Origin of the sequence: Curtobacterium sp. 179-B 9B NHS (genome assembly GCF_045370965.1) — a bacterium.
GTDB lineage: Bacteria > Actinomycetota > Actinomycetes > Actinomycetales > Microbacteriaceae > Curtobacterium.
In genome coordinates, this window is record NZ_JBIQDQ010000028.1 from 1 (window position 1) to 26,637 (window position 26,637).

General features: G+C 73.4%; 23 protein-coding genes and 5 tRNA genes. 13 read left to right on the forward strand and 15 right to left on the reverse strand.

Features of this window, described 5'->3' with window-relative positions; all coding sequences use genetic code 11:
* Window positions 1-586: adenylyltransferase/cytidyltransferase family protein (locus tag ACH0A8_RS15490; RefSeq protein ID WP_406907502.1), on the forward strand; the 586-nt coding region annotated here is incomplete at its 5' end.
* A gap of 137 nt (window positions 587-723) precedes the next feature.
* Window positions 724-1,428 carry an SDR family oxidoreductase gene (locus ACH0A8_RS15495; protein ID WP_066654246.1) on the forward strand — a complete coding sequence of 235 codons (705 nt, stop codon included), beginning with the start codon at window positions 724-726 and terminating at the stop codon, window positions 1,426-1,428.
* 272 nt (window positions 1,429-1,700) lie between these two features.
* Here the strand turns inward: ACH0A8_RS15495 and ACH0A8_RS15500 are convergent, their stop codons facing one another.
* Window positions 1,701-2,822 (reverse strand): glycosyltransferase family 9 protein, encoded by a 1,122-nt coding sequence (locus ACH0A8_RS15500; protein ID WP_209682640.1) that lies wholly within the window; start codon window positions 2,820-2,822, stop codon window positions 1,701-1,703.
* Between the two features lie 156 nt (window positions 2,823-2,978).
* On the opposite strand from ACH0A8_RS15500, the gene ACH0A8_RS15505 reads away from it, so the two are divergent.
* The 3 genes from ACH0A8_RS15505 to ACH0A8_RS15515 are packed head-to-tail and all read left to right on the forward strand — an operon-like array spanning window position 2,979 to window position 6,837.
* The gene (locus tag ACH0A8_RS15505) at window positions 2,979-4,400 is read left to right on the forward strand and encodes an aldehyde dehydrogenase (protein WP_209682643.1); all 1,422 of its coding nucleotides are present in this window, start codon (window positions 2,979-2,981) and stop codon (window positions 4,398-4,400) included.
* Entirely contained in the window at window positions 4,397-5,950 is a 1,554-nt protein-coding gene (rfaE2, locus tag ACH0A8_RS15510) for a D-glycero-beta-D-manno-heptose 1-phosphate adenylyltransferase (protein ID WP_209682645.1), read from the forward strand. The genes ACH0A8_RS15505 and rfaE2 overlap by 4 nt, the downstream gene beginning before the upstream one ends.
* Window positions 5,947-6,837, forward strand: a complete 891-nt coding sequence (locus tag ACH0A8_RS15515; RefSeq protein WP_406907503.1) for a glycosyltransferase family 2 protein — start codon at window positions 5,947-5,949, stop codon at window positions 6,835-6,837. Before rfaE2 ends, ACH0A8_RS15515 begins: the two co-directional genes overlap by 4 nt.
* Window positions 6,838-6,883: 46 nt before the next feature.
* Here ACH0A8_RS15515 and ACH0A8_RS15520 read toward each other — a convergent pair whose 3' ends face one another.
* From ACH0A8_RS15520 to ACH0A8_RS15545, 6 genes are read right to left on the reverse strand one after another with little or no spacing between them, the layout of a single operon-like run.
* Window positions 6,884-7,540 carry a TetR/AcrR family transcriptional regulator gene (locus ACH0A8_RS15520; protein WP_251160230.1) on the reverse strand — a complete coding sequence of 219 codons (657 nt, stop codon included), beginning with the start codon at window positions 7,538-7,540 and terminating at the stop codon, window positions 6,884-6,886.
* Window positions 7,537-9,582: a CocE/NonD family hydrolase gene (locus ACH0A8_RS15525; protein WP_406907504.1), complete on the reverse strand. Its 2,046-nt coding sequence runs from the start codon at window positions 9,580-9,582 to the stop codon at window positions 7,537-7,539. The genes ACH0A8_RS15520 and ACH0A8_RS15525 overlap by 4 nt, the downstream gene beginning before the upstream one ends.
* Window positions 9,579-11,411 (reverse strand): dipeptide ABC transporter ATP-binding protein, encoded by a 1,833-nt coding sequence (locus ACH0A8_RS15530; protein WP_406907505.1) that lies wholly within the window; start codon window positions 11,409-11,411, stop codon window positions 9,579-9,581. Before ACH0A8_RS15530 ends, ACH0A8_RS15525 begins: the two co-directional genes overlap by 4 nt.
* Window positions 11,408-12,286, reverse strand: a complete 879-nt coding sequence (locus tag ACH0A8_RS15535) for an ABC transporter permease (RefSeq protein ID WP_406907506.1) — start codon at window positions 12,284-12,286, stop codon at window positions 11,408-11,410. Before ACH0A8_RS15535 ends, ACH0A8_RS15530 begins: the two co-directional genes overlap by 4 nt.
* Entirely contained in the window at window positions 12,283-13,284 is a 1,002-nt protein-coding gene (locus tag ACH0A8_RS15540; protein WP_066654229.1) for an ABC transporter permease, read from the reverse strand. Before ACH0A8_RS15540 ends, ACH0A8_RS15535 begins: the two co-directional genes overlap by 4 nt.
* On the reverse strand, window positions 13,281-14,882 hold the full coding sequence (locus tag ACH0A8_RS15545; protein WP_406907507.1) for an ABC transporter substrate-binding protein: 1,602 nt from the start codon (window positions 14,880-14,882) through the stop codon (window positions 13,281-13,283). The genes ACH0A8_RS15540 and ACH0A8_RS15545 overlap by 4 nt, the downstream gene beginning before the upstream one ends.
* Before the next feature lie 249 nt (window positions 14,883-15,131).
* Here ACH0A8_RS15545 and ACH0A8_RS15550 point away from each other — a divergent pair, with 249 nt between their 5' ends.
* Both ACH0A8_RS15550 and ACH0A8_RS15555 read left to right on the forward strand, forming a co-directional pair.
* On the forward strand, window positions 15,132-15,725 hold the full coding sequence (locus ACH0A8_RS15550) for a molybdopterin-dependent oxidoreductase (protein ID WP_066654225.1): 594 nt from the start codon (window positions 15,132-15,134) through the stop codon (window positions 15,723-15,725).
* Window positions 15,722-16,519 (forward strand): FAD-binding oxidoreductase, encoded by a 798-nt coding sequence (locus tag ACH0A8_RS15555; RefSeq protein ID WP_406907508.1) that lies wholly within the window; start codon window positions 15,722-15,724, stop codon window positions 16,517-16,519. The genes ACH0A8_RS15550 and ACH0A8_RS15555 overlap by 4 nt, the downstream gene beginning before the upstream one ends.
* 84 nt (window positions 16,520-16,603) lie before the next feature.
* Here the strand turns inward: ACH0A8_RS15555 and ACH0A8_RS15560 are convergent.
* Window positions 16,604-16,675 (reverse strand) — tRNA-Gly (locus ACH0A8_RS15560).
* 290 nt (window positions 16,676-16,965) lie between these two features.
* On the opposite strand from ACH0A8_RS15560, the gene ACH0A8_RS15565 reads away from it, so the two are divergent.
* A complete protein-coding gene (locus ACH0A8_RS15565; protein WP_406907509.1) occupies window positions 16,966-17,172 on the forward strand; it encodes a hypothetical protein in 207 nt (68 codons plus the stop codon).
* Window positions 17,173-17,230: 58 nt separating this feature from the next.
* On the opposite strand, the gene ACH0A8_RS15570 is transcribed toward ACH0A8_RS15565, so the two are convergent.
* The 4 genes from ACH0A8_RS15570 to ACH0A8_RS15585 form a co-directional block, all read right to left on the reverse strand.
* Window positions 17,231-17,566 (reverse strand): hypothetical protein, encoded by a 336-nt coding sequence (locus tag ACH0A8_RS15570; RefSeq protein WP_066654221.1) that lies wholly within the window; start codon window positions 17,564-17,566, stop codon window positions 17,231-17,233.
* The gene (locus ACH0A8_RS15575; RefSeq protein ID WP_406907510.1) at window positions 17,563-18,054 is read right to left on the reverse strand and encodes a hypothetical protein; all 492 of its coding nucleotides are present in this window, start codon (window positions 18,052-18,054) and stop codon (window positions 17,563-17,565) included. The genes ACH0A8_RS15570 and ACH0A8_RS15575 overlap by 4 nt, the downstream gene beginning before the upstream one ends.
* Window positions 18,051-18,608, reverse strand: a complete 558-nt coding sequence (locus tag ACH0A8_RS15580) for a hypothetical protein (RefSeq protein ID WP_406907511.1) — start codon at window positions 18,606-18,608, stop codon at window positions 18,051-18,053. Before ACH0A8_RS15580 ends, ACH0A8_RS15575 begins: the two co-directional genes overlap by 4 nt.
* Before the next feature lie 118 nt (window positions 18,609-18,726).
* Window positions 18,727-19,155, reverse strand: coding sequence for a helix-turn-helix domain-containing protein (locus tag ACH0A8_RS15585; RefSeq protein WP_066658199.1), 429 nt, complete (start codon window positions 19,153-19,155; stop codon window positions 18,727-18,729).
* 48 nt (window positions 19,156-19,203) lie between these two features.
* Between ACH0A8_RS15585 and ACH0A8_RS15590 the strand changes: the two genes are divergently transcribed.
* Window positions 19,204-19,464, forward strand: coding sequence for a hypothetical protein (locus ACH0A8_RS15590; RefSeq protein ID WP_406907512.1), 261 nt, complete (start codon window positions 19,204-19,206; stop codon window positions 19,462-19,464).
* 128 nt (window positions 19,465-19,592) lie between these two features.
* On the opposite strand, the gene ACH0A8_RS15595 is transcribed toward ACH0A8_RS15590, so the two are convergent.
* The 3 genes from ACH0A8_RS15595 to ACH0A8_RS15605 form a co-directional block, all read right to left on the reverse strand.
* Window positions 19,593-19,667, reverse strand: a tRNA-Val gene (locus ACH0A8_RS15595).
* Between the two features lie 45 nt (window positions 19,668-19,712).
* Window positions 19,713-19,786 (reverse strand) — tRNA-Cys (locus ACH0A8_RS15600).
* A gap of 82 nt (window positions 19,787-19,868) precedes the next feature.
* Window positions 19,869-19,940, reverse strand: a tRNA-Gly gene (locus ACH0A8_RS15605).
* Between the two features lie 427 nt (window positions 19,941-20,367).
* On the opposite strand from ACH0A8_RS15605, the gene ACH0A8_RS15610 reads away from it, so the two are divergent.
* From ACH0A8_RS15610 to ACH0A8_RS15625, 4 genes are all read left to right on the forward strand, one after another.
* Window positions 20,368-20,440: transfer RNA gene (locus ACH0A8_RS15610), tRNA-Val, on the forward strand.
* A 110-nt stretch (window positions 20,441-20,550) separates the two neighbouring features.
* Complete coding sequence (locus tag ACH0A8_RS15615) at window positions 20,551-22,065, forward strand: DUF3375 family protein (protein WP_311205382.1); 1,515 nt, start codon at window positions 20,551-20,553, stop codon at window positions 22,063-22,065.
* Window positions 22,062-22,832 (forward strand): DUF4194 domain-containing protein, encoded by a 771-nt coding sequence (locus ACH0A8_RS15620; protein WP_311205381.1) that lies wholly within the window; start codon window positions 22,062-22,064, stop codon window positions 22,830-22,832. Before ACH0A8_RS15615 ends, ACH0A8_RS15620 begins: the two co-directional genes overlap by 4 nt.
* Window positions 22,829-26,194 (forward strand): ATP-binding protein, encoded by a 3,366-nt coding sequence (locus ACH0A8_RS15625; protein WP_406907513.1) that lies wholly within the window; start codon window positions 22,829-22,831, stop codon window positions 26,192-26,194. Before ACH0A8_RS15620 ends, ACH0A8_RS15625 begins: the two co-directional genes overlap by 4 nt.
* The last annotated feature ends 443 nt before the right edge of the window (window positions 26,195-26,637 follow it).

Below are 26,637 nucleotides of genomic sequence, written 5' to 3' on the forward strand. Positions count from 1 at the left end.
CGCCGAGGGTGCCGACGTCGCGGAGGCCGTCGCCGCGGGCGTGCTCGCTGCCTCGGAGTACCTCGCGGCCGGCGGCGTGACCGCGCTGTTCGCCGACGACGGCCCGGCTCCGGTGCCCGTCCCCGGCGTGGACCGCGACGCGCTGCGCGTCGTGCACGACGTCCGCAGCGCCGGTGGGACCGTCGTCGCCACCGGCGGCTGCTTCGACCTGCTCCACGCCGGGCACGCCCGCACGCTCTCCGCAGCGCGGGCGCTCGGCGACTGCCTGGTGGTCTGCCTCAACTCGGACGACTCGGTGCGCGCCCTCAAGGGGCCGGAGCGCCCGATCATGACGCAGGACGACCGGGTCGAGCTGCTGCTCGCGCTCGACTGCGTCGACGCCGTGGTCGTCTTCGACGAGCACACCCCGGACGAGGCCCTCCGCCGCTTCCGCCCGGACGTCTGGGCGAAGGGCGGCGACTACGCCGCGAGCGAGCTCCCCGAGGCAGCCACGCTCGCCGAGTGGGGCGGTCGGGTCGTCACCGTCCCGTTCCACTCCGGTCGGTCCACCACGCGGCTCGCCGCGGCACTCGCCGCGGTCGGCTGAGGACCCACCCCGACCACACGTCGGACGGGAGGCACGGCGCACCGCCGCCACGGGCCTCCCGTCCGTCACCGGTCACCACACACGTCCCGTCGGCACCGCCGACGGACCGGCACCACGCCACTCCCGGAAGGAAGTCCATGCCCGTCCCCACCACCCCCATCGGTCGCGTCCTCGTCACCGGCGGCGCCTCCGGTCTCGGCGCGGCCGTCGTCGCCGCGGTCGTCGAGGCCGGCGGCACCCCCATCGTCCTCGACCTGCGCGTCGACGGCGTCCCGGAGGGCACCGACGCCGTCGCCGTGGACGTCACGGACACCGAGGCGACCGAGCGCGCCGTCCGCGAGGCCGCGGAGCGCCACGGCGGACTCGACGCCGTCGTGACCGCCGCTGGCATCGACAAGCCCGCGCCGATCGGCGGGATCTCCTCGGGCGACTGGGAGCGCATCGTCGGGGTCAACCTGCTCGGCACCGCCGCCGTGGTGCGCGCCGCGCTGCCCGCCCTCGAGGCGACGCACGGCCGAGTCGTGACGATCTCGTCGTCGCTCGCGCTCAAGGGCGTCGGCGACGGCACGGCCTACTCGGCGTCGAAGTTCGGCGTGCGCGGCTTCTCGCAGGCGCTGGCCGCCGAGACCGCCGGGCGCATCGGTGTGACGAACATCATCCCCGCCGGCATGCGCACCGCGTTCTTCGAGGGCCGGACCGAGCAGTACAAGCCGGGCCCGGACGCGCAGCTCATCGAGCCGGAGTACGTGGCGAACTCGATCCTGTTCGCGCTGTCGCAGCCGGCCGGCTGCGAGATCCGCGAGCTGTCGATCATGCCCGCGACGGAGCCCAGCTGGCCGTAGGCCCCGCTGACGACGCAACGGGAGGCGCGGTGCCGGTCGGTACCGCGCCTCCCGTCGTTCGGTCCAGCTGCCCGGCTGTCCGCTCGGTCTGCCCGCTGGGTCTGCCCGCTGGGTCTGCCCGCTCGGTTCTCCGAGCGGGCCCGATCCGTCACGCTCGGCGCCGCCCGGCGACGGATCGCGCCCGCTCGGCGCAGTGCGCGTGGCACGTCCCGCCCGATCGCTCGGTTCCCGACGGGGTCGGAGCCGGCGTCCGGGTGCACTCCTGCGCCGGCTCAGACGACCGGTGCGGCCGTTCGCTCCCGGGGTCGCACGGTCGCGAGGAGGTCCTCGACGTCGGTGAGCACGGCCTCGGGCTGGACCTCGTCGACGTACGACGGGTCGTGCTCGCAGCGCTCAGCGGTCCACCCGACCTGGGTCACGTCGATGCCGCACACCGGGCAGCGCGTGACGAAGGACATGTGCACCCGGTGCCGTCCGCGGTCGATCGGGCCCGCGTTCACCACGTTGCCGAACCAGAACACGCCGACCGTGGGGGTGCCGACCGCGACGGCGAGGTGCCGCGGGCCGGAGTCGTCGCCGACCATGACGTCAGCGGCCGCGAGCACCGCGGGGAGCTCCGCGAGCGGCAGGGCGTCGGTCAGGTCGTGGAGACGGTCGTGCAGGGCCACCGGCACGGCACCGCGGATGGCCTGCGCCGCCGGCACGTCCGTCGCGTCGCCGACGAGCACGACGTCGTCGCCGGCGTCGAGCCGCGCGGACACCACGGCTGCGAACCGCTCGGGGCTCCACCGGCGCCGCGGGTCCGTCGCGCCGGGGTGCACGGCCACCAAGTGGCCGGCGACGCCGAGGCGGTCGCGCACGGCACGGCGCTCCTCGGCGCTCACGTGCACGCGCGGGTCCAGGGTGACCGGGGCGGCACCGGCGAGCGAGACGACTTCGAGCCCGCGGAGCACCTCGTGCTGGTAGTAGACGTAGCGGACCCACCGCTCCAGGACCTCGGCGTCCTCGGTCGCGGTGCCGACGGTGTGCGGTGCGGCGAGGCGCAGCAGGAACGGGTTCGAGTTCCGACCGCCGCCGTGCAGCTGGACGGCGAGGTCGAACCGGCCGCGGAGCCGCGACTCGAAGTCGTGCAGCGCCGGCGCACCCTCCCCGGCGTCCCGCACCCCGGGCGACACCGGGAGTTCCTCGAACGCGTGCACCGCGTCGGTCCGTCCGCGCAGGACCGCCGAGGCCAGCGGGCTCCCGAGCAGCGTGATGCGGGCGTCGGGGTACGCGGCGTGCAGCGCCTCGATCGCGGGGACCGCGAAGAGCAGGTCCCCCAGGCCACCGCCGCGGAGCACCGCGATCTCCCGGACGTCGTCGAAGCGTTCTCCACCGTTGCCGATCAGTTGCACCACACCCGTCTACCGGAACCGAGCCGAGAGCGCTGCCGGGCCGACGCCGTCCCGGACCCGACCGGTGCGCTCTCCGGACCGAGCACCCGAAACCGGCACCCCGCACAGGTCCCCGGGAGCAGCGTGGAACCGTACGCCCGTCTCCGGAAGGACACCATGACCCTCGCCACCCCGTCAGCGACCGCGACCGACACCGACCACATGGTCGTCACCGACCCCGTCGACGGGTCGATCGCCACGACGACCCCGCGCTCCACGAGCGAGGACGTCGCGAACGCTGTCGCGCGCGCACGGGCGGCCGCACCCGCGTGGGCGCGCACCGCACCGGCGGAGCGCGGAGCCCTGCTGCACGCAGCAGCAGCGCACCTCCGTGACCACGCCCAGGAGCTCGCCGACCTGAACACCCGCGAGACCGGGAAGGTGCCCGGCGACGCGATGGGCGGCGTGCAGGCCGGCATCGGGACGCTCGTGCAGTACGCCGAGCTCGGCCCGGTCCACCGCGGCGAGGCGCTCCGCGGGCAGTTCGGTGCGGCCGACTGGTCGGTCCCCCACCCCCGCGGCGTGGTGCTCGCCCTGACGCCGTGGAACGACCCGGTGGCCGTGGCGCTCGGGATCCTCGGTGCCGCGCTCGTCACCGGGAACACCGTGGTGCACAAGGGCAGCGAGCGGTGCCCCGGCACGATCGCCCGGCTGAACACGCTGCTGGCCGAGGTCCTGCCGGAGGGCGTCCTGGTGGGCGTCGACGGTGACGCCTCGACCGGCGAGGCGCTGCTCGAGCAGGACGGCATCGACGTGTACGCCCACGTCGGCTCCACCGCCACCGGCGACCGCCTCTCCGAGGTCGCCGCGAGCACGCGCGCGCACGTCATCCGCGAGAACGGCGGCAACGACGCGGTCGTCGTGGACGCCGACGTGGACCCCGCGTGGGCCGCCGCACAGGTCGCGCTCGGCGCCTTCGCGAACACGGGTCAGATCTGCACGAGCGTCGAGCGCGTCTACGTGCACCGCGATGTCGCCGAGGAGTTCACCGCGGCGCTCGTCGCCGAGGCGGAGCGACGGACGGCATCGCCCGCCGCCGAGTTCGGTCCGCTCGTCGACGACCGGCTCCGCGGCACGGTGCAGGCGCACGTCGACGACGCCGTGCAGCGCGGCGCCACCGTGCGCACTGGCGGGACGACGCCCGGCGGTGTCGGCACGTTCTACCCGGCCACCGTCCTGACCGACTGCACCGACGACATGGTCGTGATGACCGAGGAGACCTTCGGTCCCCTCGCACCGGTCCGCGTCGTCGAGTCGTTCGACGAGGGCCTGCGCCTCGCCGCGGCCGACCGGTACGGCCTCGCCGCGACGGTGCTCACCGGCGACACCGGTCACGCCCTCCGCGCCGCAGCCGAGCTCCCCGTCGGCACCGTCAAGGTGAACGCGGTGTTCGGCGGCGCACCGGGCGGCAGCGCCCAGCCGCGCGGGGCCTCGGGCGCCGGCTTCGGCTACGGCCCGCACCTGCTCGACGAGATGACGACCACCACCGTCGTGCACCTCGAGTCCGCCCCCGCACGCACCACCGGAGGAACCCGATGACCGCCGACGTCCGTCTCGTCCGCGACCTGGTCGCCTCGGTCGACGACCGCGAACCGCTCGTCGTCGTCATCGGCGACTGCATCCTCGACCGCTGGACCGTCGGGGAGGCCGAGCGCGTCTCCCGCGAGGCCCCGGCGCCCGTGGTCCGTGTGACCGAGACGGTCGCCGTCCCGGGCGGCGCCGCGAACACGGCGGTGAACGCCCGCGCCCTCGGCGCCCGTGTCCGCATGGTCGGACTCATCGGTGACGACGAGTCCGGACGCGTCCTCCGCGACCGGCTCGAGACCGCCGGCGTCGACACGACCCACCTGGTCGAGGTCGCCGGTGCCCGCACCACCACGAAGTCGCGGGTGGTCGGCGGCGACCGCGTGGTCGTCCGCGTCGACGAGATCGCGGCGACGCCGGACGCGCACGCCGGTACCCGCCTCGGCGAGGCCGTCGCCCGCGCCGTCCGGGGCGCCGACGCCGCCGTGGTGTGCGACTACGGCCTCGGTGTGCAACCCGAGGACGTCGTGCCCGTCCTCGACCGCGACCGCCCCGGTACCGTCGTCGTCGATGCCCACGACCTGACGCGGTGGGCCGACCTGCACCCCGACCTGGTCACCCCGAACGCCGGCGAGACCGCCGGCCTGCTCGGTCGCGACCTCGGAGCCGGCTCGGCCCGGGTGCCGGTCGTCGTAGACGCCCGGCAGGAGGTCCTCGCCCGCAGCGGCGCCCGTGCGGCGGTCGTCACCCTCGACCGCGACGGCACCGTCCTGCTCGAGCCCGGCGCGGACCAGGCCTTCCGAACCCGCGCGACGCCGGCGTCGGAGCAGCAGGCATCCGGCGCGGGCGACACGTTCTGTGCCGCCGCCACGGTCGCCCTGGCCGTGCGTGCTCCGCTCCGTGACGCGATCGCGGTGGCGCAGGCCGCCGCCGACGTCGTGGTCCGCGAGGCGGGCACCTCGGTCTGCACCGCCGCGGCCCTGATCGACTCCGTGACGGCCCCCGCCGCGACCGTGGTCGACCACGACGACCTCGCCCTGGCCGTCGACGCCGCCCGTGCCGCCGGCCGTCGCGTGGTCTTCACGAACGGCTGCTTCGACGTCGTGCACCGCGGGCACACCACCTACCTCCGGCAGGCCCGCGAGCTCGGCGACCTGCTCGTGGTCGCCCTCAACGACGACGACTCGGTCCGCCGGCTGAAGGGTCCGGAGCGTCCGATCAACACCGCCGAGGACCGGGCGGGCGTGCTCGCAGCCCTCGCCTGCGTCGACCTCGTGACCGTCTTCGCGACGGACACCCCGATCCCGCTCATCGAGCGCCTGCGCCCCGAGGTCTACGTCAAGGGCGGCGACTACTCCCCCGAGATGCTCGAGGAGACGGGGGTCGTCCGGGCGTACGGCGGTGAGGTCGTGATGGTCGACTACGTGCCGGAGCACTCGACGACCGCGGTCGTGCGGCGCATCCGCGAGGCCACCGCCGCCGCGGCCGCAGCCGCCGGCACGGCTCCGGCGACCGACACCGCGGACTCCACGGCACCCGCCGTCGAGCCCGACCCGGCACCGTGACCGCCGCCCGCTGGTCCGGTGCCTGGGCACGCCCCCGGACGGACGACCGCGGTCCGGCCGAGGTCGACGTCCTGGTGCCGACCGTCGGGCGGCCGGCCGAGCTCGCGACGACGCTCGCCGGGCTCGCGGCACAGACCGACGTCGACCTGCGCCTGGTCCTCAGCGACCAGTCAGCGGGCCAGGACGCCGCCGCCGAACCGGCGGTGGCCGCGATGCTCCGCGTCCTGGAGGCACAGGGCCGTCCCGTCACGCTCCTCGCCCACCCGGAACGGCGTGGTCTGGCGGAACACCGCCAGCACCTCCTCGACCACGCGACCGCTCCCGCGGTGCTCTACCTCGACGACGACGTCTGGCTCGAACCGGGCACCGTCCGCCGGATGCTCGACGCGCTCCGCGACCTGGGGTGCGGCTTCGTCGGCAGCGCCGTCCAGGGCCTGTCGTACCTGGAGGACCGTCGACCGCACGAGACCGCCGTGTTCGAACCGTGGGACGGCCCGGTCGTGCCCGAGGTCGTTCGCCGCGGGACGCCCGGCTTCGACCGGCTGTCGCTGCACAACGCCGCGAACCCGGCACACGTCGCAGCGGAGCTCGACGTCGAGACCGGAGGGTGGGTGCCCTACCGGGTCGCCTGGGTCGGCGCGTGCGTCGTCTACGACCGTGACGCCCTCGAACAGGTGGGGGGCTTCCGGTTCTGGGACGCCCTGCCCCCGCAGCACTCCGGCGAGGACGTCGTCGCGCAGTGGCGGGTGATGGAGCGCTTCGGCGGCGCGGGCATCCTGCCGTCCGGCGCCGTGCACCTCGAGAGCCCGACCACCGTGACCGACCGCCGGGTCGACGCTCCCGACGTCCTGTTCGACGACCACGAGACGAGCGCGCACCGGCGCTGACGTGCTCCGGCGCTGCCCCGCTCCGGCGGAGCAGGACCGGGGCACGTCAGCCCTCGTCGGGGGTCCCCTGCCCCGCGCCCGCGATCGTTGCCGCGTCGATCCCCAGCTCCTGGGACAGGAACCGCCACATCCACGCGAGCGCGACCGCGTTGGTGAGGGTCGGGACGCCCTGCGCGATCTGCGTCGCGACACCGTCGCTGTAGGCCGCGAGTCGCAGCGCCACGACCTCCGGGCCGTCGTCGGTGTGGAACACGCCGTCGGCGAGCCCGCGCTCGACCACACGGACGAGGCACGCCTCCCACACGCGGATCCGTTCGGCGTACTCCGCTGCGACCTCCGGCCGTCGGGCGACGGCGGTCCAGTAGTCCGACCAGATGCGCCAGTGCTGCCGGACCTGCTCGGTGTCGCCGAACAGTGGTCCGACGAGCATGCGGAGTCCGACCACGGGGTCCGGCTCGGCGTCCACCGCGGCGACGATCGCACCGTAGAAGCGCTCCGTCTCGAGCACGACGACCTCGTTGAGGATCTCCGCGACGCTGCCGAAGTGGTAGGTCACCGTGCCGACCGACACGTCCGCCGCCGCCGCGATGTCGCGGAGGCCCGTCGCGCCGACGCCGCGCTGCACGATGACCGCGCGCGCCGCGTCGACGATCATCGCCCGGCGCACCTCCGGACGCTGCCGGACGCGGGAGGCCCCGGTCACGCCGACGTCCTCGGGACCTCGTCGGTGAAGGTGTGCTCGGCGACGAGCACCTCGGGCGCTCCGGTCGCGCCGTCGCGGGCCCAGGCGCGCACGGTGTTCACCAGGTGGAAGGCGTCGGCCGTCGCGGTCACGTCCGACGTCGTCTCGACCCGTGCCGCCCACTCCGGCTGGTCGAGCCCGATCGCCCAGCGCGAGGTGGCACGAGCGCTCGTCGGGTCGTCCTGTCGGATCCGGTACGTCTCGCGCGCGTCCTCGGTGAAGACGAGCCCGTCCGGGTAGACGCGGCCGCCGCCGTACCCCGGGTCGACGTCGAGGGTCCACTCCCCCGTCTCCACGTCGTGCGTGACGGTCCGCTGCGGCAGCGGGTCGACGGGCGAGGTCCGCTCGATCGCGAGGGGGGTCGACCGGATCGGCTCCTCGAACCGCACACCGTCGTCCGTCGCCCTCGTCCACGTGGGCAGGGTGACGGACGACGCCGCCGGGTCGAGCGTCACGGTCGCCGCGGCACCGTGCGGCCAGACCCAGGGCCAGTACGACGAGGACACCGCGAGCCGCACCCGGTGGCCCGCGGCGAAGCGGTGTCCGGTCGAGACGAGCCGGACGTCCAGCTCGGTCGGCACGCCGGGCTCGAGCGGGTCGGCACGGTCGGCTCCGGCCCGCTTCGCGGCGTTGCACACGCCGCGGGTCACGAGTGTGGAGGACCCGTCCGGCGCGACGTCGCACAGCCGGACCGTGAGCGTCGCCCGCGGGAGGTCGCTCGTCACGGTGAGGCGCACCGTGACGTTGCCGAGGACGTCGAACGCCTCGTCGACGGGCAGGTCGAAGCACACCGAGCGGCCGTCCTCGGCGCGCTGGTCCGGCGGCAGGTCGGTGGCGTTGCCGAACGGGAAGAACCGACCGGCGTCGACACCGGTGTGCTGCGGCGACCGCACGACCACCGGGCCGTCCCCACCACCGCGCAGCAGGTCGAGGGGGACCGTGCGGTCGGCGGAGGCGGTCGACGGCCAGGCCTCGGCGGCGACCCACCGGCCCCGGCGCTCGGCGTAGTGGGTGGCGGGGGCCTCGCCCTCGTTGATCCAGGCGCGGAGGGCCGGGTCGTCCTCGACCCCGGTGTCGACGTCCTGCAACCACCGGTCCCACCACCGGAGCGTCTCCTGCAGGAACCCGATGGACGGCCCCGGCGCGAGACCGCGGTCCGGGTACTGGTGCGACCACGGCCCGACGATGCCCTTCACCGGTGCGTCGACGTGCTCCACCAGGCGGAGCACGGCGTCCCGGTAGGGGTCCGCCCACCCGCCGACCGCGAGCACCGCTGCCCGGATCGCCGAGTGGTCCTCACCCGCGCTGCCGTGCCGCCAGTAGTCGTCGCGCTCCTGGTGCGACAGCCACACGGGGGTCATCGGCCGGTTCCGGTCCAGCCGTGCCCGCCACCGGTCGACCCAGTCCGGCCCGACGACCTCGGGACGCGGCGGTCGCGAGTTGAAGGCGAACATGGTGGCGCCCCAGGCCGTCATGTCGATGCCGAGGACCGCACCGCCGACGTAGTGCACGTCGTTGTCGTACCGGTCGTCGGTCGAGCACACGGTGACGATCGCCCGCAGGGCCGCCGGGGCCCGTGCGGCGAGCTGCAGCGCGTTGAAGCCACCCCACGAGATGCCGAACATCCCGACCGCACCCGAGGACCACGGCTGCGCGGCGAGCCACGCGATGACCGCCTCGCCGTCGCGGAGCTCCTGCTCGCTGTACTCGTCGTCGAAGAAGCCGTCCGACGACCCCGTGCCGCGGATGTCGACCCGGACCGACGCGTACCCGTGCTGCGCGTACCAGGGGTGCCGTTCGGAGTCGCGGGGGGCGGTCCAGTCGTCGAGCCGGTACGGCAGGTACTCCAGGAGCACCGGCAGCGGTCCGTCGGGGTCGGCGGGAGCCCAAGTGCGCGCGTGCAGCCGGACGCCGTCGGGCATCGGGATCCACTCGTCCCGGACCGTGACGCCCTCGGGCAGCCGCGGGTCGGGACCGATCGCGGTCAGGTGCGGGGTGCTCATGCGTCCTCCCAGTTCCTCGTGCGGTGTCCGTCGCCGTGGTCCGTCCAGCCCGGGGCGTCCCGCCAGCGCTGCACGCCGTCGCCGACGTCGGGGAGCTCGGTCTGCCCCGGTTCGAGCGTCGCCCGCAGCAGGGTGCGCGTGTACGGGTGGTTCGTCCCGGTGAAGACGCGCTCGGTCGGGCCGACCTCGACGATGCGCCCGCCGGTCATCACCGCCACCCGGTCGGCGACGCCCCGCACGACGGCGAGGTCGTGGCTGATGAACAGGCAGCTCAGCCCGCGCTCGCGGCGGAGGTCGTCGAGCAGCGCGAGGATGCCGGCCTGGACCTGCACGTCCAGCGCCGTGGTGATCTCGTCGGCGATCACGAGCCGGGGCTCGGCTGCCAGTGCGCGGGCGATGCCCACGCGCTGCCGTTGTCCGCCGGACAGCTGCGCCGGCAGCCGGTCGGCGTACTCGGGGCCGAGTCCGACCTGCGTGAGGAGTTCGCCGACGCGCGCCCGCGAGGAGCTCCCGGTGAACAGCCGGAGCGGCCGACCGACGGCGGCACCGACGGTGCGACGGGGGTTGAGCGAGGTGTCGGCGTTCTGGAACACGAGCTGCACGGCACGTCGGAGCTCCTGCGACCGCGCGGCGACCGGTTCGCGGAGGTCACCGCGCACCGTGCCGTCGTCGTAGGTGAACGAGCCCGACTCGGCGGGCACGAGGCCGGCGAGGGTCGTCGCGAGCGTGGACTTCCCGCTGCCCGACTCCCCCACGACCGCGAGGGTCTCGCGCGGCGCGATGGCGAACGAGACACTGTCGACGGCGGCCGGCAGGCCGCGTCGGTACCGGACCACGAGGTCCTGGGCGTCGACGACGGGGCGCTCGACCGGCGGCTCGACCGGTGACCCGGGAGGCACGCTGCCGGTCGCGGTGTCGGCGACCGTCCCGGGGACGCTCGCGTCGCGCCGGGGGCGGTCCGCGCCTCCCGTCCGGCGCTGCTCCGGTCGTCGCTGCTCCGGCCGTCGGCCGTCCGGTACCGCGGCGAGCAACGCGCGGGTGTACTCGTGCTGCGGCGCGGCGAAGAGCGCCGCCGTCGCGGCGTGCTCGACGACCTCACCGGCGCGCATGACGGCGATCTCGTCCGCCATCGCGGACACCACCCCGAGGTCGTGGCTCACGAGCAGCACGGCCATGCCGAGCTCGCGGCCCAGGTCGGCGACGAGGTCGAGGACGGCTGCCTGCGTGACCACGTCCAGTGCGGTCGTCGGTTCGTCGAGCACCAGGACGCGCGGGCGCGCGGCGACCGCCATGGCGATGGCGACGCGCTGCTGCTGCCCACCGGAGAGCTGGTGCGGGAAGCGCCGGACGATGGTGTCGGGGTCGGGGAGCCGGACGAGCCGCACGAGCTCCGCGACGCGGTCGGGCCCGTCGGGCTCGCCGTGTGCGCGCAGGGCCTCGCGGACCTGCTCCCCGACGCGCATCGACGGGGTGAGCGCCTGCCCGGCGTTCTGCGCCACCACCGAGGCCGTCCCGCCCCGCAGCGCCCGACGCCCCGCGGCCGAGAGTGCGAAGACGTCCTGACCGTCGACGAGGACGCGGCCGTCGGTGATGCGCGACCCCGCGCGCAGGTGTGCGAGCAGGGTGCGGGCCACGGTGGACTTGCCGCTGCCCGACTCACCGACGAGGCCGAGCGTGCGACCAGCGGCGACGCTGAAGGACACGCCGCGCACGACGGGCACCGTGCGACGCCCGGCGGCGTAGGACACGGCGAGGTCCTCGACGCGTACGAGCGGCCGCTGCTCGGGCTCCCCCGCCTGCGGGCGGTGGACGGTCTGCTGGTCGGTCATGCGCCCGCTCCCTGCTGTGCGCGGTCGACGCCGAGCGACTTGGCCAGCCCGTCGGCGGCGAGGTTGAGGCCGACGACGAGCGTCGCCAGCGCCACGATCGGCGCGAGGGTGCCGATCGGCACCACGGTCAGCGCCGTCCGGTTCTCCTGCACCATGAGCCCCCAGTCGGGTGTCGGTGGGTTCGCCCCGAAGCCGAGGAAGGACAGCGACGCGACGAGCAGGACGATCCAGGACGCCCGCATGGCGAACTCGACGAGGACGACGTCGAGCACGTTCGGCAGGATCTCACGGAACACGATCGACACGGCGCGCTCGCCGCGGGCGCGGGCCGCGGTGACGTAGTCCTGCGTGATCACCGTCCGCGCGGCACCACGGACGACGCGGGTGACGGCGGGTGCGTAGACGACGGTCACCGCGAGCACGATGACCCAGAGTCCGGCGTCGAAGACGGTCACGACGACGAGGAGCGCGAGGATCGAGGGCACGCTGAGCAGCGCGTCGACCACGCGCATGACGACCTCGTCGAACCAGTTGTCCGCGTACGCCGTGACGCAGCCGAGGACGCTACCGACGGCGACGGCGATGGTGGTGGCGAGGAAGGTCACGAGCAGCGCGTACCGGCCGCCGTTGAGCGTGCGCGACAGCAGGTCGCGTCCGTACTGGTCCGTGCCGAGCCAGTGGGCCCAGCTCGGGCCGGCGAGCACGTCCGCGGCGTCCGTCGCGACGGGGTCGTGTCCGGCGATGACGGGCGCGAGCACCGCCAGCACGAGGTGCACGGCGATGAACGCGAGGCCGACGCCGAGTGCCGTCGAGCTGCGGAACGGCGCGACGGCCGCGCCGAGGACGCTGCGGGAGCGTGGGGCGACGGCGGTCATGCGTGGGCCTTCCGTGTGCTGCGGACCGGGCGGGTCCGGGTGCGGCGCTGCCGCGTGCGGAGCTTCGGGTCGAGTGCGAGGGCGACGAGGTCGGCCGCGAGGTTGCAGACGACGTAGACGAGGGCGCTCAGCAGCGCGATCGCCTCGATGGTCGGCAGGTCGCGGTTCGAGACCGACTCGAGCATGAGCTTGCCCATGCCCGGGTAGTTGAAGACGTTCTCCACGACCACCACCCCGCCGAGCAGCCAGGCGACGTTGAGCGCGATGACGTTGAGCGTCGGCAGCAGCGCGCTCGGCAGTGCGTGCTTCCACACCACCCTGCGCATCGTCAGGCCCTTGAGCTCGGCGGTGGTCACGAACTCGGACGCCATCACGTCGATGGTCGACGAGCGCGCGGTGCGGAGGATGTACGCCGCCATCGCGAGCGTCAGCACGACGATCGGCAGCCAGACGGTCGGCAGGAGTTCCGCGACGGTGGCGTCGCTCCCGCGGAGCACGACGGCCGGGAACACCGGCAGGCCGATCGCGAACAGCAGCACCAGGACGGTCGCGACCATGAACTCGGGGACGCTCATCACGAGGAGGCTGACGGTCGAGACGATCCGGTCGGTCGCACGACCGCGGCGGACACCCGCGAGCACGCCGAGCGCGAGCGACAGCGTCACGCCGACCAGCATCGCCGGGAGGGCGATGAGCATGCTGTTCCGGAACGCCGTGAGGAGCGTCGGCGCCACCGGCTCGCCGCTGACGAGCGACGTGCCGAAGTCGCCGTGTGCGGCGCCGGCGAGCCACTGCAGGTAACGGAGCCAGACGTTCTCGTCGAGCCCGAGGGTCGCCCGGAGCTGCTGGACCGCCTCGGGCGTGGCGTTCTGCCCGAGCAGCTGCTGCGCGACGTCGCCGGGCAGCGCCTGCACCGCGAGGAACACGAACAGTGATGCGAGGACCACCGTGAGCACGGCGATGCCGAGTCGACGGAGGGCGGGGACGAGGACGTTCATCGGCGCAGTCCGATCCGGAGCCAGTCGAACTCGAAGCCGTACTCCGAGTAGTTGACGACGTCGCGGGACAGCCCGACCAGGCGGTCCCCGAACATCGGGGTCATGTCGGCGCCGTCCTCGACGACGAGCCGCTGGGCGTCCTGGTAGAGCGTCCGGCGCTTCGCGTCGTCCATCTCGGCGCGGGCGTCGTCGAGGAGCGTGTCGAAGGTCGGGTTCGACCAGGCGCTCTCGTTGTAGGAGGACCCGGTGCGGAAGATCTGGTTGAGCAGCTGGTCGATCGGCCGCCCGGTGAACCAGTAGCTCACCATGAGCGGCTTCTGCATCCAGATCTGGGTGTAGTAGGAGTCGGCGCTCGCGTTCCGGATCGTCAGCCGGATGCCCGCGTCGGCGACCGCGTCGCGGTAGGCCACCGCCATCGGGGTGAAGACCGACTCGTAGGACGACGTGTAGATGGACGTGCGGAGCCCCTCGGCACCGGCGGCCCGGAGCAGTGCGCGCGCCTTGTCCGGGTCGTGTTCGCGGTGCTCGTCGACGAAGGTGGCGAGCTGCGGCGGCACCGGGTTGTCCCAGCCGGGCGCCCCCGTGCCCTGCAGGGCCGTGTCGACGATCGTCCGCGGGTCGTACGCGAGCTTCATCGCCTGTCGGACCCTCGGGTCGGCGAACTCGTCGCTCGTCGCGAGCATCGGGATCGTGTACCACTGCGCGTTCGTGGAGCGGGCGATCGTCGCTCGGTCCGAGGCCGCGACGACCCGGGCGGTGGCGAAGTCGAGGTTCGTCTGCGAGATGAGGTCGACCTGGCCCGCGAGCAGGGCGTTGACGCGCGCGGTGGTGTCCTGGACGGAGAAGAAGTCGATGCCGTCGAGCGTCGGGCGACCCGCGAAGTGGTCCTCGAACGCCTCGACGCTCCCGGCACCGGCGGGCGTGAAGGACGAGAGGCGGAAGGGACCGGTGCCGATGCCCGTCCGGCCGATGTCCGCGACGGCGCCCGCCGGCACGATGTAGCACTGGTAGGCGGTGAGCAGCGACGGGAACTCGGCGTTCGGCTTCGTGAGCGCGAACCGGAGCGTGTACGGGTCGACCGCGGTCATCGACGAGGCGTCCATGACCTCACCGAGGACCCCGGCCTGCGGCGACGCGGTCGCCTCGTCGAGGATGTGCCGGATGCTCGCGATCGCGTCGTCCGCGGTGAACCGTGCGCCGTCGTGGAAGCGCACGCCACGCCGGAGACGGAACGTCCACTCGGTGCCGTCGGCGTTCGCGGACCACTCCTCGGCGAGGTCGGGCACGGTCGTCCCCTGCTCGTCGAGCCTGACCAGCCGGTTGTACAGGGCACCGAGGTACTCGTAGGCGGACAGCGAGCTGGCCGAGTCGAGTGTCTCCGCGGCGGAGGCAGCGGGGCGTGCCACCCGGAGCCGTCCCCCCGCTCGGGTCGCGCCGGTCGCGGCGGCCTCGGGCAGCGCCGCGGTGCCGGCTGCCGCGCCGGAGCTGCACCCGGTGAGCGTGAGCAGGCCGAGCCCGGCCAGCCCGGCGGCACCGGTCAGCAGTGTGCGCCGGCTGGGACCGCGGACGTCGCGGTCGTCGTGGACGATGGGTTGCATTCGGGGTGACCCCTCCTGGTAATCGTTCCGGTGAACGATAGAGGGAGCCAGCTCGGAGCGCGAGCCCCGCTCCTCGGCCCGACGGCCGCTCGGCGCCCCCTCGATGCCCGTGGGCGCACCGATCCGAGGGCATCGGTACGCTGGTGACGACGCGCTCCAGTGTTTACCGATCCGTTACACGGCGGGTCCGCGGGAGCGCCGGACCGAGCGGGACGGCGGGGAGCCGCCGCACCGAGACGAGGAGCTTCCATGGCGACGTTCACCCGGGGCTTCGGCGGCCGCCGCGACGACCGCGACGACCCGCGCATCCCGCCCGGACAGACCCTCGTGCGCGACTGGCCGGTGCTCTCCGCCGGGGCCACCCCCGACATCGAGCCGGCCGACTGGAGCTTCTCCATCCGCACCGAGACGGGGCTCCGCACCTGGACCTGGGACGAGGTGCACGCCCTCGGCGTCGAGGACGTCACCGTCGACATCCACTGCGTCACCCACTGGACGAAGCTCGACATGCCCTGGCGTGGCGTCTCCCTCGACCGCCTGTTCGCGGACGTCGAGACCTCGCTCGACTTCTGCACGGTGCACAGCTTCGGGGGCTACACGACGAACGTGCCACGCGCCGAGCTGCTCGGTGGACGGTCGTGGATCGCCTTCGAGGCCGACGGCGCGCCCCTCACCCCCGAGCACGGTGGCCCGGCCCGCCTGCTCGTGCCCCACCTGTACTTCTGGAAGAGCGCGAAGTGGGTGCGCGGCATCGTCATGCAGGCCGAGGACGAGCCGGGCTTCTGGGAGAACGCCGGCTACAACATGCACGGCGACCCCTGGAAGGAGGAGCGGTACTGGTGAGCGGTCCCTCCCCCGTCGACGGCCTGGAGGCGCGGACCGCCCCGAGCGCGTCGGCCCCCGCCCGCAGACGGCCGGCCTGGCACGCCGCCACGGTCGCCTCCGTCGCACCGGAGACCCCGGTCGCGCGCCGCATCGTCCTCGACGTCCCGACCTGGCCGGGCAACGACCCGGGGCAGCACCTCGACCTGCGCCTCACCGCCGAGGACGGCTACCAGGCGTCGCGCTCCTACTCGATCGCCTCGTCCGGTGCGGGCACCCGGGTGACGCTCGCGGTCGACCGGGTCGAGGGCGGCGAGGTCTCCCCGTTCCTGGTCGACGCGATCGAGGTCGGCGACGCCCTCGACGTGCACGGGCCCCTCGGCGGGTGGTTCGTGTGGCGGCCCGGTGCGTCGACGAGGCCCGTGCAGCTGATCGCCGGCGGGTCGGGCATCGTCCCGCTGCTCCCGATGGTCACCGCGCACGCCGAGGCCAGCGACCGGACGCCGTTCCGGCTGCTGTACGCCACCCGCACGCCGGAGGACGTGTTCTTCCGCGAGGAGCTCGCGGACGCCCTGCGCGCGGCCGCGCCGCTCGAGGTCACGCACGTGTACAGCCGACGCGCTCCGGAGGGGTCCGACGAACCCGTGGGGCGTCTCACACGGGAGCGACTCGATCGGGCCGTCCTGCCGCCCGGGTCCGGAGCGCTCGTCTACGTCTGCGGGTCGACCCCGTTCGTCGAGCAGGTGCTGCGGTGGCTCGGCGAGCTCGGCCACGACCTGTCCGACGTCCGAGCAGAGCGCTTCGGCGGCGCGTGACAGTCCTGGTCGTCCCGGTTCTCCGAGGAGACCGGGCCTGAGACGACGAAGGCCCTGGTCGGTGACCAGGGCCTTCGTGTTCCGAGCGGATGACGAGATTCGAACTCGCGACCCTCACCTTGGCAAGGTGATGCGCTACCACTGCGCCACATCCGCGTACACGCACACTCTACCCCGAACCGTTCCCGCGACCGTGATCCACGGCGCAGCCGGGCGCGTCGCACGCACCGTCGATCGCCGTCGGGTGCGGGATTGCGGGAAACCGCAAGCCTCGGACGCCGACCCATCCGAGCCGCCGTCGGCTCCGGATGCTTCCTCGGTGCCCCGAGTCCGTCCGGGCGGGGCGCCGGGGCCACCCACCCCTCGTCCGGCCGATCGCGGCGACCCGAACCCTGCGAGCGGCCGGACGGTCCCGGACTCCCAGGCCGACCGGGTTCACTCGGGGCATGAGCTACGTGCACGACAACCCCGGTGGCACCGAGGCACACGGTGTGGACCTGATCGACGGCGACTCGCCGGCCGTCCGCATCCTCGTGCACGGCAACCTGCCGACGACCATCGAGCACGAGGGTCGCACCTGGCTCGCCACGGGCGACGCGCACGACGACGGCGACCCGTCCGCTCCCCCGATCGTGATCTACCGGCCGGTCTGACGAGCACCGTCCGCGCCCGTCGTCGGGCTGGCGTGTCCTGTCAGGCGGGCGTCTTCCATCAGCCCGGCGCTGTCGCAGCTGCCTGGCTCAGCAGGGCGACCACCGTCAGGTACAGCCCGGAGGAGAGGACCGCCCCGGGCAGCAGGGCGACGACGGCGACCGGGATCGCCCACAGCTGGTGCGCCCCGGGGTTCCCGTCAGGTGGCGTGCTCGCCATGGCGGCGAACGAGGACGCGGAGACGAGCACCGCGAACGCCGCCGTCATGCAGACGATCGGCCACGACCGATAGCCGCCGGAGAACATCGGGACGAGGAGCGGCAGGAAGAACATCGCCGGAGCAGCGGTGAAGCCGATGCGGGAGACGATCCGGTAGGTCCGCCGGTCATCGGTCACGAGCTCCCCGCTCCCCGGAGTTCCGCGACGCTCCCGTCGAAGCAGGTCGATTCCGCGGTCACGCTGTAGCGCTGGGGGAAGGCGTCGAACCCGATCGACGTCACGGGCCCTCCGGCACCGCGGACGCCGAGCAGGGGGTCCGCCGATCCGCTCGCGAAGCGCTCGGTGGTGATCTCGAGTTCGTTCCACGCCTGCTCGACCCGTTCGACGTCAGCGGCCGGGTCCACTCCGTCCGGAGCCGTCCGCTCGACGACGTAGCTCCAGCGAGCTCCGGGCGCAGCGCCGGCACGTTCGCAGTGCTCCGCCGCCGGGCCGCTGTACACGCTCCAGTCCCCGCCGATCGACTCCGTGGTGTGCTCGACCACGTCGACGATCGACCGCTTCGCGTGGGACGCATCCGTCCCGGATCCGCCGGGGTCGGCGCTGCACGCCGTGAGGACCGCTGCGGTCACGACGAGCACGGCGATCCAGCTCGTCCCGCGACTCACCGTTCGTCCCCGAACTCGTCGTCCCGCAGCTCCGAGGCGTTCCCGGGCGCGCACACGCTGACCCCGGACATGCTGTACCGATCCGGCCCCGCATCGAGACCGATGGAGGTCACCGAACCGCTGGTCCCGCGGATGCCGACCCGCGTGCCTGCACCACCCGTGTCCGTGTCGACCACGTCCGTGCCCGCGTCCTCCCAGACCGCACGCACGGCTTCGACGTCACGCTGCCGCCCGGTGGTGGAGCCGGCTCGTTCCACGATGTAGACGTACCGGACGCGATCCCCGACGTCCTGTCCGCACGGTTCGACCGCCGGGCCACGGTAGACCGTCCAGTCGCCACCGACCGCGGACGTCGACCGCTCGACGAGATCGACGATCGACCGCTTCGCGGTCGCCGCATCCACCTCGGAGCCGCGCGGTGTCGTGCTCGCGCAGCCGGTGAGCACGAGCAGGACGAGTGCCGTGGTCGGACCGAGCAGCGCTGTGCAGTGTGTCCTCGACCCGGATCTCGTCGTCGTGCCGGCCGCCGCCTCGTCGCGCCGGATCTCCCCCATGTGCTCCCCCTCGTGCGCCCACTGTACGCAGGTCGGCCCGGAGCGCCCGGGCAGGACCGTCGTCACCGTCGGCGGTGCGGCGCTGCGCAACTGGGCGCTCGACCTCGGTGCCGTACGGTCATCCGGCCGGGTGCGTGTCCGCGTCGACGGACCGTGCCCGGCCGACGCCGATCCGCTCGTGCAGCGCCCGGTTCGCGGCGACGGCGGCGTGGTTCTCCGCAGCCCACTGCGCCAGCTGCATCACCGCGACCTGCAACGACCGACCCAGGTCGGTCACGCCGTAGTCCACCCGGGGCGGCATCTCCGCGTGGGCCTGCCGGACCACGAGTCCGTCGCGCTCGAGTGCCTTGAGTGTCACGGTCAGCATCCGCTGCGAGATGCCGGGGATGCTCGCCAGCAGGTCCGAGTAGCGCAGGGTCCGGTCGCCGAGCGTGGTCATCACGAGCACGGTCCACTTGTCACCGGTGCGGTCCAGGACCTCTCGGATGAAGCTGCTGTCCTCCGGCCACGCCACGCACGGACCGGCGAGCACCCGTTCCACGGTCACGGCATCCTCCTCGTCACCGACACCGTACAAGGTGGTCCGGGCACCTTCGTGCGAGCGGAGGACGACGACGACGAGGCCGCCGTCCTCGGGGTCGCAGGAGGTGCCGACGACGCTGCGCTCGGTTCGACGGCGGTGCGGAAGCGCTTCGAACAGGACCTCGCCGCGCTCCGGGCAGCCGACGAATTCGTGCTCGTGCTCCCTGCGGGCGCTGCCGCGCACGTCGAAGCAGGCATCGCCTCCGGACTCGGCAAGCGGTGCTGGGCCGTCGGCCCTGTCGATCGACTCAGGGCACTGCACATCGTCCAGTAGTCGCTCCCGACCGGCCGACGACGGCCACCAGCTCGGCGACGGCCACGGGCGATGGAGGGGCGTCGTCGCGGATCCCGTGTTCCGACCGCAGGAACGAGAAAACCCCCGCCGGAGCGGGGGTTCTCAGATGGTGGGCGATACTGGGATCGAACCAGTGACCTCTTCCGTGTCAGGGAAGCGCGCTACCGCTGCGCCAATCGCCCAGAGATCTGCTGACCAGGGTCGTGCAGGATCTTGGAGGGTGTTGCTGGAGGTGGGGACGGGATTCGAACCCGCGTGGACGGCTTTGCAGGCCGCTGCCTAGCCTCTCGGCCACCCCACCATCGAGGTTCACGTCTCCGTGAGTACCCGAACGGTGGGATACCCTCTGGTGAGTCGTGGTCGTCCGGGGACTCCCACACTCGAGCGGATGACGAGATTCGAACTCGCGACCCTCACCTTGGCAAGGTGATGCGCTACCACTGCGCCACATCCGCATTCCGGCGACCCGAGGGCCGCTCTTGTCTCTCCGCTGTCGCGGCGACGAGAAGAACTCTATACGAACCGGACGCCTTCCGCCAAAATCCTCCTCGTTCACCGGGCGTGTCCCCCGCATTCATGCGGATCGCGGGGCTTTCGAGTGCCCGTTCTTTCCCATGACGGCCGCGGTGCTCTGTGGAAACGGGCGAACCTGGTCGTCGCGGAGCACCAGGTACGCCCGTTCCCATCAGGTACACCCGTTCCCACCCGGCGCCAGCACGCATCAGCACGAGCACCACACACGAGCACTCGCACCACGCACGAGCACGACGCTCCAGGCACCAGGCACCAGGCACCGAGAGCGCCCGCGCCACACCCGGGTGACGCGCCGTGTTCGGTGCAGGCCCGAACGTCCGCTACTATCGACTGGCACGCAAGTGCAGGGGGCGATTGGCGCAGTTGGTAGCGCGCTTCGTTCACACCGAAGAGGTCATCAGTTCGAGTCTGGTATCGCCCACGTGCCCATTCAGGGCCTGAAGAACACCCGAGCAGAGCCCGGCGCACACGCGTCGGGCTCTTCTCGTTCCTCGGCCCGGACCGTCACGACACACCAGCGAGCAAGGACCCATGACCGACGTCGACCTCGAGTTCTCCCGCGTGCGCGCGGTGCTCGACCGCCCGACCCTCCGGCTGATGTCCCGCCCGACGAGCGCCGCCGTCATCGCGGTGTTCCGCACGGTGTTCGACCGTGACGTGCAGTACGTCCCGGCCGACCGCATGCACCTGCAGGTCGAGGAGCACGTCGCCCGTCTGCAGTCCACCGGTGCCCGCGTCCCCGCGAGCGAACACGGGGAGAACGAGGCCGACGCCCGCCCGAACGGCCGCGCGCTCTGTCGCGACTGGGTGGCGGCGCAGTGGCTGGTCCGCTCGAACTCCCCCGACGGCGACGAGCAGTACTCGCTGACGAGCCACGCCCTCGAGGCACTGAACCTCGTCGACGCCCTGAGCGCCGACCGGGCGCTCATCAGCGAGAGCCGCCTGGCGATGATCGTCGAGGCCGTGCACCGCTGGGCGGCCAGCGCGGAGCCGGACCCGGACGTGCAGGTCCGTCGCATCGACGCCCAGATCGCGGAGCTGCAGGCCGAACGCGAGCGGATCGCCCGCGGCGAGGTCACCGAGGTCGACGACGCCCGGATGCACGACGGCTACACGAACGTGGCCGACCTCATCCGGCAGCTGCCCAGCGACTTCAAGCGCGTCGAGGAGGCGGTCGCGACGATGCACCGCTCGATCGTCGAGGACTTCCGGCAGGAGGTCCGTCCGATCGGCGAGATCCTCGACGACTACCTGGCCCGGACGGACGACCTCATGCAGGCGACTCCCGAGGGTCGGGCGTTCGAGGGCGCGTTCGAGCTTCTGCGCGACGACGCCCTGCTGCTCCGGCTCCGGGACGACATCGCGACGATCCTCGCGCACCCCTTCGCCGAGTCCCTCGGGGCGGGCGAGCGCCGGGCGTTCCGCAACACGGTGAGCATCCTGCGCCAGGGCATCGAGGACGTGCTCGCCCAGCGACGCCAGCTCACCGCGACGCTCCGCGACCAGATCGTGGCCCACGACGTCGTCCGCGACCGTGAGCTCGACGCGGTGCTCCGCTCGGTGAACCGCGGGCTCGCCGCGTGGATCGACTCGGGGTCCGCCCGCGACCGCGTCCCGCTCGGACTGCTCCCCGCGACCGCCGAGGTCGGCACCCTGCGCGAGCGCTTCTACGACCCCGACAACGAGGCGGTGCCACCGCCGATCGAGGAGCCCGACGACGACGTCTTCGAGGAACTCGACGTGGAGTCGCTGCGCCGCCACGGCGGACCGCTGCTCGCCGAGCTCCGCGCCGCGCTCCGCAGCGCCCCGGACAGCGTCTCGGCCTTCCACGCGCTGCCGCCCGAGCAGCGCCGTCCGGTCGAGCTCTTCGGCCTCGCGCACCTGCTCACCGGCAACGACGACTTCGAGACCGCCACCCACCTGGTCCCGCACCGCACGGTGCGACCGGACGGCGAGACGGTCACCTTCCACATGCCCTCGGCGTCCCTGACCGGCGCAGGGGCGGACGACCAGCACGACGACGACAACGGCCTGGAGGCACGGTGAGCGACACCACGACGGCTCCCGTCGACGAGACGGACCCCGAGGGCTCCGACCTCGTCCTCGACGAGCGTCACGACGAGGACGAGGAACGCGACGAGTCGAGCTTCGCCCTCTTCGAGGGCGACGAGGGCCGGCTCGACGAGCCGCAGCGCCGCGCCCTGGTCGCGCTGCTCCGCCACACCTACGTGAGCGCGCGGACGCACGCCGACGAGTGGCGCGCGATCACCGACGGTGAGCACCAGCTCCGGTCGCGGCTGAACGACCTCTTCCTCGAACTGCACGTCGACCGCGACCGCGAGGTCGCCTGGAAGCGCCAGGCACGGTCCGAGAGCCAGCGCCGGGCCTTCCCGACGCTGCTGCGTGACGTGCCGTGGACGCGTGAGGAGACGATCGTCCTCGTCTACCTGCGCATGCGCCTCCGCGCGGACGCCCGGCCGGGCCTCGACCAGGTCGTGGTCGACCGGTCCGAGATCATCGGGCACGTGTCCGGCTTCCTGCCGGCGACCACCGACCGCACCCGGGACGAGTCCCGTGTCGCGAAGGCCGTCGAGCGACTCGTGACCGCGCGCATCCTCATCCGCACGACCGACCCCGACCGCTTCCGCGTGGCCAGTGTCGTCGAGGTCCTGCTCCCCCTGGAGCAGCTCCGCGAACTGGACCGGTGGCTCCGCGACGCGACCACCGACGGCGGTGCGCCGACGGACGGAGCCGTGACGGGCCTCCCGGCCGAGCAGACCGACCCCGACGACGAAGGCGAGACGGACGCATGACCGACACCGCGATCGACACCGGCGCCCTGCCGGCGCTCTTCGACACCGTCGCGCAGTGGCGGGCGGAGTCGATGCAGGTCGTCAACTGGGGCGGCTTCCACGGCCACCGTCAGGTCGAGCTGTCCGGGACCGCGACGCTGATCTCGGGCGCCTCCGGCACCGGCAAGTCGACCCTGATGGACGCCTACCTCGCCGTCATGATGCCGTCCGACGTGCCGTTCAACGGCGCCTCGAACGACGCGACCACCGGGCGTGCGCGGAGCGCCGACCAGCGGAACCTGCTCACGTACCTGCGCGGCAAGGTGGACACCCGCCGCGACCCGGAGACGGGCGCCCTGCGCGACGTGAACCTGCGCGGCGACGACCAGACCACCTGGGGCGCCGTCGCCGTGACCTTCCGGAACGACGACGAGCGGCGCTTCACGGTGCTGCGGGCGTACCTCGTGCCGAAGCGGGCGCGGGGCGTCGGCGACATCCAGATGACCATGGCGACGGTCGACGACACGTTCGACCTCCGCCGGCTCGAGGACTTCGTGCCGTCGCGCTTCCACCACCTCGAGCTGTCCGGGCGTGTGCCGGGGCTCGTCGTGCGGGACACCTACCAGGAGCTCGCGTACACGCTCCAGACACGGCTCGGGATCGGCGACTCCGGTGGCGGCAACCGGGCCATGCGCCTGCTCGCGCGGATCCAGGCCGGGCAGCACCTGCCCACGGTCGACGCGCTCTACAAGTCGCTCGTGCTCGAGACCCCGGGGACGTACGAGGCGGCCGACCGCGCCCTCGCGCACTTCTCCGCGCTCGACGAGGCGTACGAGGCGATGGACACCGAGGAGCGCAAGGTCCGCATCCTCTCCCCCATCGTCGAGCTGCACGACGAGATCGCCCGGTCGCGGGCCGCGGCGGACGCCCTGGACGGCATCGCCACCGGCGCCGAGGTCTCGCCGTTCGCGCACTGGACGGCATCGCGGAAGCGTGCCCTGCTCGACGCCGAGGTCGAACGCAACGCACGCGAGCGCACCGCAGCCCGGGCCGACGTCGCTGCGACCGAGGCCCGGCACGCCGCCGTCGAGGTCGAGCTCCGCGAGGCGGAGGGACGCCTCCGCGACCAGGGCGGCAACGCCCTCGCGCAGCTCGAGGACCGCATCGACCGCCGGATCCGGGAGCGCGACGTGGTCGCCCGGGCGCGCGCGACCTTCGACGAGCGCACCACCGCGCTCGGACTGAGGCTCACCTCCGAGCGCACGTTCACCGAGGCGCAGGCGGCGTCGCACGCGTTCCTCGGGTCGTACGCGACGGCACGCGCCGAGCTCGACGACCGTCGGGACGCCCTGACGCGCGAGGAGTACCCGCTCCTCGACCGCGAGCGGACCCTGCGCCAGGAGCGCCGCTCACTCGAGCACCGGCAGGGCGCGATGCCGCTGCCGATGCACGAGGCGCGGTTGGCGATGGCCCGGGCCGCCGGCATCTCCCCCGACGCGCTGCCGTTCGTCGCCGAGCTGCTCGACGTGCTCCCGGCCGAGGAGCACTGGCGGACGGCCATCGAGTCCGTGCTGGCACCCGTCGCGCGCACGCTGCTCGTCGACGAGGACCAGCTGTCGTCCTTCAGCGAGGCGATCGACGCGCTCCAGCTCCCGGTCCGCGTGCAGTTCGAGGGCGTGCCCACCGGCCCGCACCTCGACCTCGACGGCGACCCGGCGATGGTCTCCGGCAAGCTGACCATCAAGGACTCCCCGTTCAGCACCTGGGTCCGCGAACGCATCGAGTCCGACCGGATCGACGCGCGGTGCGTCGACTCCGCCGCCGAGCTCGGCGGTGGCGGCCGCCGCGTGACCCCGTCCGGTCAGCTCCGGGACGGCCGTCGCGGCGCGCACGGCGACCGACGCCAGTCGAACGTCATCGGCTTCACGAACGAGGCCCGGATGGCCTCCGTCGAGCGGGAGCTCGCCGCGATCGCGCAGGACCTCGCGACGCTCGAGGCCCGACGCACCGACGTCGCGCAGGACATCGCGACCCTCGACGCCCTGCGCGCCGCACACCAGCAGGTCGTCGACACCACCTGGGACGGCATCGACGTCGCCGGGCTCGACGAGTCCCTGGCGCGGCTCGACGCCGAGCGGCAGGCGCTGCTCGCCGCCGACGACGGACTCCGGACCCTGCGCGAGTCGGTGGCCCGGCTCCGTCGCGCCCTGGACGAAGCCGCCGACCGTCGAGCCGGTGCACGGCTCTCCGTCACGCGGCTCGAGGAACGCCACGCGGTGCTCGTCGACGGCCAGGACGCCGCGGCCGAGATCCTCGCCCGCTTCGAGGACACCCCGGAGTCGCTGCCGGACGACGAGCAGTCCCGGCTGCTCGCCGAGACGTTCGAGGAGGTCGGCGCCCCGGACGGCATCGACGGGTTCGACGACGCCGCGCGCCGACTGCGACGCCGGCTCGAGGAACGGCTCGCCCAGGCGCTCGACGGCGCCGCCGCCGCCTCGACCGCGCTCACGCTGACGTTCCAGCGGTACCAGGACGCCTGGCCCGACCCGAACCTCGGCACCGGTGTCGCGTCGTACCCCGACTACCACGCGATCCTCGACCAGATCCTCGCGACCGGGTTGCACGCGCGCCGCAGCGAGTGGCGTCGGCGGCTGTCGCAGTGGAGCGGCGAGGACCTCGTCCCGCTCGCCGGTGCCTTCGACCGCGCGGTCGTCGAGATCGAGGAACGGCTCGAACCGGTCAACGAGATCCTGCGCGAGCTGCCGTTCGGTGCGAACAGGGACCGCCTGAAGATCCAGATCCGCCGGGTCACCCGCGAGGACGTCACCGCCTTCCGACGGGAGCTCCGCGCGCTGTCGGCGTCGGTCGACACCGAGCTGACCGACGACGTGCTCGAGACCCGCTTCCGCCGCCTGCGTCGGTTCATGGCGGTCATCCGCCCCGACCCGGCCGCAGCACGTGGACGGACGACCCAGCGCGACGCCGTGCTCGACGTCCGCCGGCACATGGAGATCACGGCCGTGCGGTACGACCCCGAGGGCAACGACCTCGGCGTGTACTCCTCGCTCGGGGACAAGTCGGGTGGCGAGACGCAGGAGCTGGTGGCGTTCATCGTGGGTGCGGCGCTGCGCTACCAGCTCGGCGACGAGACCCGGCCGCGGCCCCGGTTCGCGCCGGTGTTCCTCGACGAGGCGTTCATCAAGGCGGACTCGGAGTTCGCCGGGCGTGCCGTGACGGCGTGGCTCCGGCTCGGGTTCCAGCTCGTGGTGAGCGCGCCGCTCGACAAGGTCACCGCACTCGAGCCGTCGATGGAGCGCCTGCTGTCGATGCGGAAGCACCCCGACACGGGCCACTCGTCCGTCACGGAGATCGCCCGGGCGTAGGCGCCGCGGCGCTGCGGCGCTGCGGCGCTGCGGCCGGTCGGCCGGCGCGGCAGGCGGGTACTCGGAGGCAGGTCCTGGTCGCACGACCTGCCGCTCACCTCCCGACGCGACGGCAGGCCCTGCCACCGGATCGGCAGCGGACGGCACGTCGTGCGACCGCGGTTGGCGCCGGCGACGGGTGCGGGTCGGGGCGGTGACCAGGGCTCCATCCGCGAGCGGGCGAGATCTGTCACAGTCGAATCCGGCGGACGACGGATCAAGCCCGTTCGGCGGCCTGCGCGCGGCGTGTCCTGCCCACTCGTCGGACGGGAGGCGCGGCGCGGCGCCGCCGTGCGCCTCCCGTCCGGCCACCGCACGCCCGGTCGCGTCAGGGGGCGGCCGGCGTCCGGGGGACGGGGTCCCCAAGAGCACGGGGACCGCCAGCGCCACCGGGACCCCCGGCG